The organism is Mucilaginibacter rubeus (assembly GCF_014643835.1).
Lineage (GTDB): Bacteria > Bacteroidota > Bacteroidia > Sphingobacteriales > Sphingobacteriaceae > Mucilaginibacter > Mucilaginibacter rubeus.
This window is the reverse complement of the sequence record NZ_BMKD01000004.1, coordinates 436306-450613: the sequence shown is the minus strand read 5'-3', so window position 1 is coordinate 450613 and position 14308 is coordinate 436306. Positions and strand designations below refer to the sequence as shown.

Sequence of the window (14308 nt, the reverse complement as noted above, 5' to 3'; positions counted from 1 at the left end):
AAGAAACAAAAAATACTATAAACTGTTTGTTGAATTTATTCACAATTGTTATACAATAGTTAATATATCTATAGTTAATATATCTATTGAGGGAAGTAGTAAACCCGCTAACTGGCTTTTCATTTCAACTCAAGTTCCATCTGAATATTGGCCCGTTCGTATGGTGAAGGTCTGCCTGCAACTTTTACAAAACCCAGCTTATGATACAGGCTGATGGCCGGCTTTAAAATGGTGTTACTCTCCAGGTAAAGTTTATGGCTGCCAAGGGCTTTGGCCTTTTCGATAATAGCCTGTCCGAGCAAAAAGCCTATATTTTTTCCCTGCGCCTTTGGCGAAACGGCCATTTTAGCAAGCTCATAGTCATAATCAGGATCGTCCATTTTCAGTAGGGCACATACACCAACGGGTTCGTTATTATAAAGCGCGACCAGGATATGGCCGCCGTTGTTAATAATGTAACTGTCGGCGTTATCAAGGGCCTTATAATCGGCCTCTTCCATTACGAAGTATTTGGAGATCCATTCTTCATTAAGCGCTTTAAAAGCCCCGGCATATTTAGGTTCATAAGGCACGATGTGTACTTTATTGCTCTCCCTTATTTTTTGATGTGCCTGTACCCGGCGCAACAATGATTTTTGTTCCAGCAGGTATTCCCATTCTTCAATAGCCTTCCATAGGTCATGGTTTGCCTGGGATAAAAGTTCTTCAACGGCATTGGTTACATCTGCATACTGGTCCTGGATTTTTTTTCCAACCTCAAGCCCTTTAGCCGACAGGCTTACCATGTTGCGCCTGCCATCAGCCTTATCCTTTTTCTCAATAACAAAACCGTTCTTCACCATTTCGGCGATGATCTTACTTACAGAAGGGTGCGAGTGGCCGATCTCTTTGGCAATAGCTGTAATGGTAAATTCGGCACCATCCTGCAATACATAAAAAACCGGGAACCATTTAGGCTGAAAATCGATATCATATAATTTGTAGATCCGCGCAGCATCTTCAACCATGGTTTCGGTAAGCATCCTTAACCTGCTGCCAATAGCCATTTTGCCCACTTTATTGAAAAATTCCATATAATTAGTAACTAATTATGTAACTGATTACGCAAATATATAATCATATTTTAAAAATCCCAATAACTAACTGCTGATTAGTGTCATCTGCAATTCATAAAACCTATAAAAAGCAAAAGCCGGACTCAGAAGCCCGGCTTTGAATGATAAAAGTTTTAAATATTATACTAATTCTTTACCCATTAATGGATCGCTGAAGCTTGACCTTCCTGTTTCAACCCGACCTGCAAAGCGTTTACCGAATTTATCAAAGCCGTCAACTTTTGTACTGAAATCATACCAGTTATGGCTTTTGCTTAAGTTTAATGCAATGGTTGCGCCTGAGCCTGCCTTTACAGCAACTTTATGATCGGGAGTTTTGTAGCCATGATCTGTTACCGTAATAGTTTGGGCCTTACTTGTATGATTTGTTATTTTCAGGGAGATGTTACCTGTTAACTTACCGGCAACCTGTTCGTATTCGCAAACAACATCAACCAGCGGATCGGCAGTATTACCCCGGTACTCGCGGAAAAAGCCGTTAGGGCCATAGGTGCGTAAATAATATTCGCCGTTTTCAAATTCATGCAGCGGCCATACATCTGCCAGGGTATAGCCGGCTTTAACGGTATAGGCCCAGGTACGCAGATCTTCCATTTTCTGCGGATCATTCATCGTAGCATATTTGCCGGGAGCATATACGTTAAATGGTGAGCCCAACGCTTTTGCACCAAAGGCTTTGTTACTCGCAGTAAATTTGATCTCAAACGATTTTTTATCAGCGCTTAATTTACCATCGGCATAAAGCTGGTAGGGCAGTGCCGATGAAGGTTTAATGCCTTTTTCCTGTTGGGGCATATATGGGGATGAATGCGGATCTTTATTGATCTGCGCAATTTCATCGGCGGTAAGCAGCTTATAATCTGATGGCAGTTTCTTAAACTGGGCTTTGTGAATGCTCTCCAAAAATGCTTCCCTTGCAACAAACTCAGGGTTCTCGATCTTCTCGCCGTTATATGGGCGGAAAACGCTTGAAAGATCACCGCAAACGGTACGGCGCCATTGGCTGATATTAGGTTCGGTTACTTTTTTACCAGTTTTGTGGCTTAAAAAGTTCTCTAAAAATTGCAGGGTTGAAGTATGGTCAAACACTTCGGAGTTAACCCATCCGCCGCGGCTCCATGGTGAAGCAATTACCAACGGCACACGGAAGCCTAAACCGATCGGGCTTTCGCGATCAAATACTTCCGGGAAGTTGTTGCGTGCTTTTTCCTGTTCTAATGTAACGAATTCAACGCTTGGGTCGATACCTTCTGATACTTTACCGGTGCCCGGTTTATGCGGATTAGGCGCGGTGAAAGGAGGCACATGGTCAAAGTAACCATCATTTTCATCATAAGCTAAAATAAAAACAGTCTTTTTCCAAACTTCGGGATTTTGGGTAAGAATGTCCAGCACTTCAGATACGTACCATGCACCGTACCAGGCCGAGCTTGGATGGTCAGAAAAATGCTCGGGGGCCGATAGCCAGCTTACAGTAGGTAATTGACTTCCTTTTACATCGGCACGGAACTGGTGTAATACATCGCCTTTAGGTACTAAAACTTCACGCTCGGTGCCATCATCATTATATTTCAGCGGACTTAAAGTGCGGTAATGCGGATCATTGATATTGGTTACAAAACCTTTTTGGTGCAGGTTTTTTTCGCGTTGCGAAAGATTGGCAAATTTACCAGGATCAAGGCTCGCCATGTCTTTTTTGATGTTCTCCAGGTCGCGTTGTTTTTGTTTAAGCTGCTTTTGTAAATGATCTATATGTGCATCGCCGGCCGGCAAAGCAGCAATTTGTTTTTTAAGGGCGGTTATCTCATCAGGCAAAACTGTTGACTTTTTTTGCAGATGGGCGATGTGCTTATCGTAAAGTTTAATGTTATACTGGCCAAAAAACTCCAGCGGGTTATCCTGGAAATTTGATAACCACGGATCTTCTTCACCCTGTAAACCAGTATCAATGGCAATTTCGTTCTGGTAATGTTTCCATGATATATTATGATCCTCCAAACGCTCGGGGAAGGTAGCCCAGTTGAGGGTGCCATAATCCATATCGTCATTCCAAACGTGTGCAAGGGAGTTTTCATGCTGTTCGGCACGGATAGTACCACTCCAGAAATACAACCGGTTTGGGTTTGTACCTGTCAGGGATGAGCAAAAGTTTTGATCGCAAACGGTAAAGGCATCGGCCAGGGCATAGTAAAACGGGATATCCTCGCGATTGTGGAAACCCATAGTTAAAGGTATGTTGGAATATTCCTTAATACCGTTACGCTTAACGTTAAGCCATTGGTCAAATTTGCCGTCGTCACGGGCATTAACCTGGTTGCTCCATGAATGCGGCAACGAGCTCATCCAGGTTGCTTTGGTATTCTTGATATCAAGGTGGAAAGGGGCATACGTTTCGCCTTTTTTGTTCGATTGCAGCCAAACCTTGTTTTTGTTGGGCAAATCAATAGCGCGTGGGTCATTATAACCACGTACCCCCTTCAGCATCCCGTAAGTATGATCAAACGAGCGGTTTTCCTGCATCAGGATCACAATGTGCTCGGCATCCAGGTAAGTGCTGCCCGGTGCCGGGTTAATGGCCATTGCTTTTTGAATAGATTGGGGTAAAATGCTGGCGAGGCCGGCTGCACCGGTTAATAGGGCTGCTTTTTTAAGAAAATCTCTCCTTGAATCAGACATAGTTTTATTTTTAGTCCATGGTCGATAGTCCATAGACCATGGTTTTCTTGTTTTTAGTCTATGGTCGAAAGTTCATAGACCTGGTTATTGTTTTTGTCAATAGTTATAGCCAATAAGCTATGGTTGGCTTATTGAAAAACCAAGATATGCAGTTTTTTCAATCCATGGACTATCGACCATGGACTATGGTCTAAAAAACTAACCGTCTTTCCGCCTGGCAATCTCTTGCTCGCATAGGCCAAATGACAGGGTCATGCCGTTACCGCCGAGGCCATTGATGAGGGTTACCCCGGGCTCAATATCAACAATAAGCTCATACGCGCCGTTGGTCATTTTAGGATAGATGCCGTGCCATGACTGCAGCATTTTCCAATCTTTAAAATTGGCGAATGTATGTAAGTATTCAATTATCAAATTATTAATAAATTCCTTATCAAACGGGTCATGAACTAAACCATATTCGTGCGAATCGCCTATGGTAAGCTCGCCGCTGCCGTTTTGTGATACCATAACATGGATGCCCCATTTCAGGTGGGTAGCATACTGTTCTTCGTAGCGTTTGCGCAAAGCAGGCAATGAAGATGCCGCCTGGAAACCTGGGTAATGGATCATAGACAAGCCACCACATAGCGATGGGCCTATGCGCCATTCATCAGGTTGAGTAACCAGACGCATCATTTGGAGTTTGCATTTGGTGATCTGTGTTTGCGCGAATAGTTCAGGATAAAGCGTTTCAAAATCGGCGCCGCTGCAAATATAGATCTCGTCGGCTTCCCAGCTTTGGGTGCCTGAACTTACCTTTGGATGTTCAATGCGGCTGATAGCGGTGTTCCAGTGAAATTCGACACCGAATTTTTCGGCGAGGTAAGCTGCCACCTGCCCGACGGCTACCCGCGATTCAACAATCATTTCCTCGCCGCTCCACAGGGCGCCTTTCAATCCATCGGTATTGATTGCCGGCGATTTTGAAACAGCTTCGCCTGGAGTTAGCACAGCGCAATCACGGTATTGCTTGTTTACATCTACATACTCTTCAATTACCTGCAGTTCATCATCGTGATAAGCAAGGTGTAGCGAACCAACCTCATTATGCCAGATCTTAGCCTCGGTACAAATTGTTTTCCAAATGCTTTTTGATAGCATGGCGCGCTCAAACATTGGCCCTGTAGCCTGGCCTATCGGCCATACCATACCAAAGTTACGGATGGAAGCGCCCACCGCGCGTTCATTGCGCTCAAATACCGTTACCTTATAGCCGCGAATGGCCAAAGCGCGGGCCGTAGCCAAGCCTACAATGCCTGCGCCTATGATTATTGCACTTTTATTGTTGTTCATTAGTTCAATAGTTCATTATAGTTCACTGGTTTGAATTGTTCAAACCTCAATTGATTTAATTGGCTGGATTGAAAGTTAGCGTTTGTTGCTCATCAGTTTCACCCGCAATTATCTTTTTTTTATCACGGGCAGCGCTTTGCAAAAAGTAAATGAGCGATAAAATACCGCAAATTCCGCCAACAATGGCTACCGTCATTGCGCCTTCCCGGAAAAAGGCACCCCAGCTTATTGAGGGGCGACCAAGTTCTTTTACCAGCAAAACACTAACACTGCCAAGGTAGCCCATCGAATCGGCAATGTACATGATAAAGCCCACGTTGCTTTTATAGTGGAACGATGCTATCATCCGCTCGAAAAATATAGCATTGTAGGGAACGTAGCCCATGTATAAGCCGAGGCCTACCAAGGTCATCCATAAGGTTGGGCTTACCATTTTAAGGGTAAACAGGATGGTTGATATACCTACCAGCGCGCAACCGGCAATGATCATTAAATGGATGATACTAAAAGCACGAAGGTTTTTTCGTACAAGGATCAGTAAACTCATGGCGACTAAAACCACCAGCGAAATTTTAATATCGGTAGTAGTAAAGATGCTGTTATCCTTAATGCCCAGGCTGGCCCAGATCTCTACTTCAAAATTGTCGCGCACGTCGCGCATAATGGTGAGTAATACATAAACAATGAGCGTGAGGATAATACCCGGCAAGAAACGGATGACGAATTGTTTACGCTCTGCTGCATTCATCGGTGTACGTTCCGAACGCAGACGTTTATCTTCGGCGGTAGGGGCAGGGATAAGCTCCATACAACCTACAAAAAATAAAAGCGGCAACACAAACACCGCCCCTGTTAAAAATGGCATATAGTATTCGTTTACATGGAAACCGGTTATTAAAGTTCGTCCGGTTGTTTTTACAAAACCCGACGCAAAAATGAGGCTGATGGACAATACCGAGGCCATGAACTCTGTTGAGCGGCGGCCTTCCAAATAACCAAAAACCAGCCCCCAGATAAGGCCAAGCGGAAAACCGTTGATAAAAAGAAACACGATATTCCATGGGGCCGGTACAAAAGCAAAGGCCAGCAGCGCCGCCCAGGCAATCCCGATCAGGATTAAAATATAACGGGCGCGGGTTTTGCTGTTAACTTCGGCTATAAACTTTATGCCGTAAAATTTGCTGCTCATATAGCCTATAACCTGAGCTATAACCAGCCAAACTTTATAATCAACATGAAAATACTCATGACCTGTGAAAGTTGCCGCTGCAAATGCCTTACGAAAGGCATACATGGATGTATACGTTCCGAAGGCTGAAACCGCTGCCAAAACTGAAATCAGTGCATAAGGCCATTGGGCTACTTTTGCACGTAAACTTTCAATCAGCCTCATTATACTATTGGTTTATAATCTCAACTACTTGTGCAATGTCGTCAATAATATGGGTAGGATTGTAGGTTTCCAACTCGGCACGGGTAAAAATACCAGTGGTTACACCTATAGTGTATTTGCAGCCGGTGTTTTGCCCTTCGCGTACATCAACCTCGGTATCCCCCACTTTAGCAACTTCCAAAGCATCAGTTATGCCGGCCTCAAGCATCATTTTTTGGATCATAAAGGGGTGCGGGCGACCAAGTTCAACTTCGTCCGATCCAACAACGTAATCGATCAGCCCTTTTTCCTGCCATTGCAGGCGGTTAACAATGGTATCAGCAATATCGCGCGAAAAGCCGGTATTGATACCAACTTTAACGCCCTGCTCATGCAGTTTAGCAAACGTTTCCTCTACGTTTGGCAGGGGTTCAATGCCAGGCTCAAACTGGTAAAAGTTAATCATTTGCTGCACAAATTCTTTGTGGATAGTGGTTACCAGCTCGTCCGTAATAACTGATTGATCAGTCTCATGTTCAGTAAGCATTTTGCGGATAGCGAGGGTTTTTTCATACCCCATCAGCGGATCTATTTTTTCCAATCCAACTTCATAACCGGACTTTTGCATGGCAGCCCTGAAAGCTTTGCTAACTTCATGATCGTCTTTAACCGTGGTGCCGGCTATGTCAAATACCACTAATTTTATACTCATAACAACATTTATAATGTTTAGCAATACTAAACTTATTTTATTAAAATTAAACTAAGTTAGTGTTAAGGTTTGGTTAAGGTGGTAAATGGTCGATTTTGTTCCCATAGTTTGTGTGCGAGTTTTACAAAGAGTTATCGTAAAAATTTGAGCCACACAGACAAGTAAATTGAGCCGTGCAAGAAATTTACCCATGAACAAGATACCTGATCTTTGTTTTAAATTAAATATCAACTATGGGAAATATAACGAAAATAAATTTGGGCAAAAACGGCCCGCTGGTTTCAAAACTGGGCCTGGGCTGTATGCGCATGTCATCAGTTTGGGGCAGCAAGGCCAATGATGAAAACGAAAGTATCGCTACCATACAGGCAGCTTTAGATAGTGGCATCAACTTTTTAAACACCGGCGATTTTTATGGTGCCGGTCATAATGAGTTGTTGGTGGGCAAAGCCATCAAAGACCGCAGGGACGACGCGTTTATCAGCGTAAAATTTGGCGCTATTTTTTATAATGGTCAATGGCTTGGCTTAGACCTTCGCCCTATAGCCATTAAAAATTTCATTAATTATTCGTTAGTGCGATTAGGTATCGACACTATCGACCTGTATCAGCCTTGCCGGCTGGATAACAGCGTACCGGTAGAGGATGTAATAGGTACCGTTGCAGATCTGATTAAGGAAGGTAAAGTACGCCACCTTGGTGTTTCTGAAATTACAGCCGATCAGTTACGCAAAGCCAACAGCATACACCCGGTAACCGCGTTGGAAATAGGCTACTCATTAGCTGACAGGCAAATTGAAAACGATCTGCTGCCTACTGCTAAAGAACTGGGCATTGGCGTAGTAGCATTTGCCAATACCGCCGAAGGTTTACTTACGGGCGATATGAAAGCGCCGCTTCCGGCAGATAGCTATCATAATCACTTTTCACGTTTCCAGGGAGAAAACCTGGTGAAAAACCTTGAAAAAGTTGAAGTATTAAAACAAATGGCCAGCGACAAAGGCTATACGCCTACCCAACTTGCTATTGCGTGGGTAAACGCCCAGGGTGTTAACATTATGCCACTGGTGAGCATGAGCCGCAGATCGCGCCTGCCGGAAAACATACAGGCTATGCAAATTGAATTTAGTGCCGATGAAATGAATACACTTAACACCACTTTTGCACAAGGCGCAATATTGGGCGGTACATACCTGCAACGATAAACAGAAGGGGCTGCATAAGCCCCTTCTGTTTTATATATTTACATAAAGTGACTAATCCAACCGAAATAATTCCTGGCGTTATCTTTTATTCTTTTTTCTCGAGGATGAGAAAGGAAAAGGTAGGCTTTTTTGAGCATAGCACCCTGGTACTACAGGTTTCAGGGCAATTCAGTATCGAAACCGCTAATCAAAAAATCTCTATGAAAAGCGGCGAAATGATGCTGATCCGTAAAAATCAATTGGGCGAACTCGTCAAAATGCCCGTTGATGGCGGTGACTATCAAACCATCATCATTTGCCTGAAAGAAGATATGCTGCGGCAGCTTGCCCTGGAAGAACAGATAGAGCCGGGACGGAAATACACTGGTCAGCCCAATATCAAAATCCCCGAAAGTGAATTTCTGCGGGGCTTTTTTCAATCTGTGATTCCTTATGTGCACCATCCCAACGAAAAAATAACCAAACAACTGGGCATGCTGAAAGTAAGGGAAGCCGTACACTTATTACTACATACTATGCCCGAGCTTAAAGATTTCCTGTTCGATTTTTCGGAGCCTCATAAAATCGACCTGGAAAAATTTATGCTCAGCAATTTTCATTTTAACGTACCTGTCGAGAAATTCGCGCAACTTACCGGTCGGAGCCTTGCGGGATTTAAACGCGATTTCCAAAAAACGTTTGATACTTCGCCCCGGCACTGGCTGCAAACCAGGCGGCTTGAGGAGGCGCGCCACCTCATCGAAAATAAAAACCGGAAACCATCTGAAATTTACCTTGATTTAGGATTTGAAAGCCTGGCCCATTTTTCCCATTCGTTTAAAAAAGAATTTGGCAAAGCACCTACCGAGTGGACGCACTAACCGGAGTTTTTTCTGTTGATAAAAGTGTATTATTCTATATCCAATTCACCACTCAACTTAATCAACCCAATCAACCATTCACTAAACTACTTCTTCTCTTCAAAAAAGTATACCACCAGCATGCTGGCCGTGGTATCGCCCATGTTTTTTGGAGTGTGGGGGATGCGCCCGTCAAAGAGCATGCTATCGCCCTGGTTAAGGGTTATGGTGTCGTCATCAAACTGGTAGGCTATCTGGCCCGACAGGATATATTTATATTCAAACGCTTCTGTTTCCACAAGCGGACGGGAGGCATCGGGTTCAAGCTCCAATATTACGATATCAACAGTACTTTGGCTTATTGATTGGGTGAAAATGCGCTGATAATGAAAACCATCGGCATGTTCTTTTTCAAAATGATCGTATTCGTGTTTGCGCTTTACCAAAACTGGGAGATGATCGCTTTTTGAACGCATATCTTTAAAAAACTCGTTCAAATCTATCTCCAGTGCTTTAATAATATCTATCAGTACGATAAGCGATGGAATGGTACGGCTGTTTTCAATTTGGGATATCAGGCCTTTGCTTACGTTAGCCCTTATAGCAAGTTCCTGTACGGTTATATTTTTTTCCCGGCGGCGTTCTTTTATCCGGTTACTGATCTGTATCAGTATGTCTTCTTCCATCTATAGCAGGTTATTTGGTGCGCAAAGTAATTAATCAGGCTATTTATCCAAAATGATTTTTTTGTTACGCTTTGAACAGTATAGTGTAAATGTTAACGGATATTTATATAATATTGTTGTATCAGTTAAGTTTCAATAAACAATACGTGCGTTTTGAAATTGTCTGTCTTAACAATATAAGCGGCCCTGTTGTATTAAAATTTAATGTTAAATCGGTTCTGATTGATATATTTCATGAATATTTAATAATTACCTAACCTGCATGCTGTTTATTTGCACCTAAAAATTTTAATTGCATGGCACCATCTCAATATAATCCGAAAGCTGTAGTTGATGAAGTGTTTTCTTTATACGAAAAATTTGGCGATGCCGATTATATAGGAGAGCCTGTTTCCCAACTGGAGCATATGTCGCAGGCAGCTTCACTCGCTGAAGCCGAAGGCTATGACGATGAAGTTGTACTTGCCGCTTTTTTTCATGATATAGGGCATCTTTGTGCCGATGCCGAAGAAGCAGGAAGTATGGATGGCATGGGCAATGTTGACCATGAGCGCCTGGGTGCCGATTACCTGTTAGAGCGTGGGTTTTCTGAAAGGGTTGCTAACCTGGTGCAGGGCCATGTAATTGCCAAAAGATATCTTACCTATAAATACCCCGAATATTATAACCGTTTGTCGGATGCCAGTAAAGCTACCCTTGAGTTTCAAGGAGGCGTGATGACTGCTGATGAAGCAGCCGAATTTGAACTAAACCAGGATGCCGAGCTTATCATCAGACTGCGCTACTGGGACGACATGGCCAAGGAAATGTATGTACCCGTAAATAACCTTGATCATTTAAAAGCTATTGCCCTGGCGCATCTGCAGGTGGTAAACGAATAATATCATATTAAGTTTTTGTGATTAATATATAATCTGCCTGTTACAAAAATCACCTGCTTAACACAGGGTGAACATCAAGTTAAGTATAGCTTAATACTAAATTGGTTTACTAATAATAAACAAAGTTTAGTATTGCTGCATGAAAAATTTGACTGTTTCACCCTTAAACTTTAGCAGATGAACAAGATTTACCAGAGATTAAAAACCGTAATAACGGTTTTGTTATTTTGCGTAGCTCCATCTATTTTATTCGGACAAACCAAAATAAGCGGTACTGTTACCGATGACAAACACTTGCCCCTGCCGGGCGTAAGTGTAAGAATTAAAGAACAAAATAAAGGCACTGTTACCGATATTGATGGCCGTTACAGTATTACGGCAACTGCCGGTCAAACACTCATTTACTCATTTGTAGGTTACGCGCCGGTTTACGTTGTAGTTGATAACAAAACAACCATAAACGTAACTATGATTGGCGATAGCAAGGCTTTAAATGAGGTTGTTGTGACAGCCCTTGGTGTAAAGAAAGAAACCAGGCGTATCGGTTACTCAACCCAATCAGTAAACGGTGCCGATGTTACCATGGCCCGCGACCCTAACCCTATTACAGGTTTAACAGGTAAAGTGGCCGGTTTATCAGTAGGCCCTTCGGCCGAACTTTTGGGTAACCCATCTGTATTGATCAGGGGTAACTCGGTTACATTATATGTTGTTGACGGTTTTCCTATTAATACTGATACCTATAACATCAGCCCTGATGATATCGAGACCTATACAGTGTTAAAAGGCCCGTCTGCAGCCGCACTATATGGTAGCCGTGCACAAAACGGTGCGATTTTAATTACCACTAAGAAAGGCGAGAAAAACAAAAAAGGCTTGACAGTTGATATTAACAGCAGTACGGTAATGAATACGGGCTTCCTTGCTTTCCCTCGTACCCAAAGCTTGTTTGGTCCGGGTGAAAACACTTTTTATACCTTTGTTGATGGTAAAGGTGGTGCACCAGGTGGTGTGGACAGCGATTACGACGTTTGGGGCCCTTACTTTGCTGGTCAGTTAATCCCGCAATATGACAGCCCGGTTGTTAACGGCGTGCGCCAGGGCACTCCATGGGTTGCACGTGGTAAAGACAACCTGAAAAACTTTTTGAAAACCGGTTACCAAACCAACAATAACATATCATTAGGTTCGGTTGGTGATACTTATGTAACCCGTTTTTCAGTTTCACAACAGCACCAGACAAGCTATATCCCTTCTCAATACCTTGATATAGCCAATGCTAACTTTTACGCTCAGTTCACTCCTACAAAACGTTGGAAATTTGAAGCGAACGTTGATTTTAACAGGCAATCAACTGATAACTTTCCAGATGTGCAATACGGCCCTAACAGTATTATCTATAACATTGCTGTATGGACAGGTGCCGACTGGAATATCAACGCGCCGGATATAAAAGCAATATGGCAGCCAGGTAAAGAAGGCGTACAATCGGTATTTGCCGAGTACACCCGTTACCATAACCCTTACCTGTTAACTCAAAAATGGACCCGCGGCCATTACAAAAACGACGTTTACGGTTACTTGTCAGGTAACTTCAAAATCAACGATAACTTAAATGTTACTTTGCGCTCACAAATTGATACGTATAACATCCTTCGTACTGAAGACCTTCCATTTTCGGCCCACCCTTATGGCCGTGAAGGTAACCAGGGCGATTACCGAGAAGACCGCCGTAACCTGTTTGATAACAACACCGAGTTATTTGTTAACTACAACTACACTATCAAAAACTTCGTGAACTTATCAGGTTTAGTTGGTTCAAACCTGCGCAGCTTTAACTACAACTCAAGCTGGACATCAACAGATTATTTGAACGTACCGGAAGTTTACGCTTTCAGCAACTCAAAAAATGCTGTACAGTCAACCAACTTCTCATCGGCCGAACGTGTATTAAGCGGTTACTACTCAATTGACGCTACATTTGGTAAATATGCTACCTTATCAAGCACCGGCCGCATCGATAAATCGTCGGCTTTCCAAAACGTAACTACTTATTACTATCCAAGTGTATCGGCAGCTACTGTGATCTCTGATTACGTTAAACTGCCCGAGGTTATTTCGTTCTTAAAAGCAAGGGCATCTTACTCAACAGTAAAAGCCGATGCTTCAAGCTCAACAATTGGCCCGGCCCCATTTAACGCAATTTCGGTTTACGGCGGTTCAACAACTACCAGCAATCCAAATTCAAATCCATTATTCTTAAACCCGCTTGGTTACGGCAGTACTTATAACTCACCTTATAACGGCCCAAGCTATCAGCTTAACCCATTCTACTTAACCAGTAAACCCTATAACAGCCAACCGGCAGCTTCTGCATCTGACTTTTTGTATCAGCCAAATATCAAAACTTCAACTCGCGTTAACTACGAAGAAGGTTTCGATATCAAATTCTTACAAAATCGTTTAGGTTTATCGGCTACTACTTTCCAATATATTGACGGTCCGCAAATTTTAGCTAACTCAATTTCAACGGCTACTGGTTACACCACTTTATATCTTAACGCTTTAAAAACCAAGAAAACCGGTTATGAGTTTTCATTAGAAGGCACCCCTATCAAAAATCTCGGCGGTTTTAGCTGGAATGTTTTAGTTAACGTAGCTACCTTTAAAGATGTTTATGAAGAGTTGCCTCCGGGTCAGGACACTTACAAAACATTCTTCAAAAAAGGCGACCGTACCGATAAACTATATGGTACCGCTTTTGCAAGAACTCCTCAGGGCCAAATCATCAATGATGCTGCCGGTAAACCATTAGCATTGCCGGTTCCGCAATATTTAGGCAACGAAAATGCCAAATACTCGTGGAGCTTCAGTAACAAACTGCGTTACAAAAACTTCAATATGGGTTTCCAGTTTGACGGTTCGGTTGGTGGTGTGATCATCGATTACATGCACAATAAAACCATGCGTGGTGGTGCAAACATTGAAACCGCTACAGGTGCTTTGGGTGACGCCCGTTATAAAGACTGGCAAAACTTTGGTAAAAAGGGTTATAACGGCAGTTATGTAGGCGAAGGCGTAACCGTGTCAAATGGTGCCGCTATTAACTATGACCCGGCCACAGGTAAAATTATTAACTACGGTGCTTTGCAATACGCTCCTAACGGCAAAACTGTATTTGTGCAGGATTATGTAAGTAAATATTACAATGTCGACGAGTCAAACCTGATGAGCAAAACCTTCTCAAAACTTCGTGAAGTAACCCTTGGTTATGATTTCCCTAAAGCATGGCTTGATAAATCATTCATCAAAAAAGCATCGGTATCGGTTTATGGCCGTAACCTGCTATACTTCTACGGAGACAAACGCTTCAAGGATGTGGATTTAGATCAGTATAACTATGCTACTTCTTCAACTGTATTGCAGTCGCCTACAGTACGTAGCTATGGTTTTAACTTAAATGTATCATTCTAATAAAACATACGAT

The 14308-nt window shown here is 42.8% G+C and carries 10 protein-coding genes; 4 read left to right on the top strand and 6 right to left on the bottom strand.

All coding sequences use genetic code 11. From position 1 onward, the window contains the following. Positions 1–119: 119 nt before the first annotated feature. The 5 genes from IEX80_RS15990 to IEX80_RS15970 all read right to left on the bottom strand — a co-directional run bounded on the left by IEX80_RS15990 (position 120) and on the right by IEX80_RS15970 (position 7210). Complete coding sequence (locus IEX80_RS15990) at positions 120–1073, bottom strand: bifunctional helix-turn-helix transcriptional regulator/GNAT family N-acetyltransferase (protein WP_188833433.1); 954 nt, start codon at positions 1071–1073, stop codon at positions 120–122. A 162-nt stretch (positions 1074–1235) separates the two neighbouring features. After that, positions 1236–3791, bottom strand: coding sequence for a phosphocholine-specific phospholipase C (locus IEX80_RS15985; protein ID WP_188833432.1), 2556 nt, complete (start codon positions 3789–3791; stop codon positions 1236–1238). Between the two features lie 198 nt (positions 3792–3989). After that, the gene (locus tag IEX80_RS15980; protein ID WP_188833431.1) at positions 3990–5126 is read right to left on the bottom strand and encodes a TIGR03364 family FAD-dependent oxidoreductase; all 1137 of its coding nucleotides are present in this window, start codon (positions 5124–5126) and stop codon (positions 3990–3992) included. 55 nt (positions 5127–5181) lie between these two features. Continuing rightward, positions 5182–6519, bottom strand: coding sequence for a DUF5690 family protein (locus IEX80_RS15975; protein WP_188833430.1), 1338 nt, complete (start codon positions 6517–6519; stop codon positions 5182–5184). Between the two features lie 4 nt (positions 6520–6523). Further along, the gene (locus IEX80_RS15970; RefSeq protein ID WP_188833429.1) at positions 6524–7210 is read right to left on the bottom strand and encodes an HAD hydrolase-like protein; all 687 of its coding nucleotides are present in this window, start codon (positions 7208–7210) and stop codon (positions 6524–6526) included. 233 nt (positions 7211–7443) lie between these two features. On the opposite strand from IEX80_RS15970, the gene IEX80_RS15965 reads away from it, so the two are divergent. After that, positions 7444–8415, top strand: coding sequence for an aldo/keto reductase (locus IEX80_RS15965; RefSeq protein ID WP_188833428.1), 972 nt, complete (start codon positions 7444–7446; stop codon positions 8413–8415). A gap of 104 nt (positions 8416–8519) precedes the next feature. After that, positions 8520–9275, top strand: a complete 756-nt coding sequence (locus IEX80_RS15960; protein WP_229701650.1) for a helix-turn-helix domain-containing protein — start codon at positions 8520–8522, stop codon at positions 9273–9275. Positions 9276–9361: 86 nt separating this feature from the next. On the opposite strand, the gene IEX80_RS15955 is transcribed toward IEX80_RS15960, so the two are convergent. Further along, the gene (locus tag IEX80_RS15955; RefSeq protein WP_188833426.1) at positions 9362–9940 is read right to left on the bottom strand and encodes a helix-turn-helix domain-containing protein; all 579 of its coding nucleotides are present in this window, start codon (positions 9938–9940) and stop codon (positions 9362–9364) included. A gap of 296 nt (positions 9941–10236) precedes the next feature. On the opposite strand from IEX80_RS15955, the gene IEX80_RS15950 reads away from it, so the two are divergent. Further along, entirely contained in the window at positions 10237–10821 is a 585-nt protein-coding gene (locus tag IEX80_RS15950; RefSeq protein ID WP_188833425.1) for a phosphonate degradation HD-domain oxygenase, read from the top strand. Between the two features lie 177 nt (positions 10822–10998). After that, entirely contained in the window at positions 10999–14295 is a 3297-nt protein-coding gene (locus IEX80_RS15945; protein ID WP_188833424.1) for a SusC/RagA family TonB-linked outer membrane protein, read from the top strand. The last annotated feature ends 13 nt before the right edge of the window (positions 14296–14308 follow it).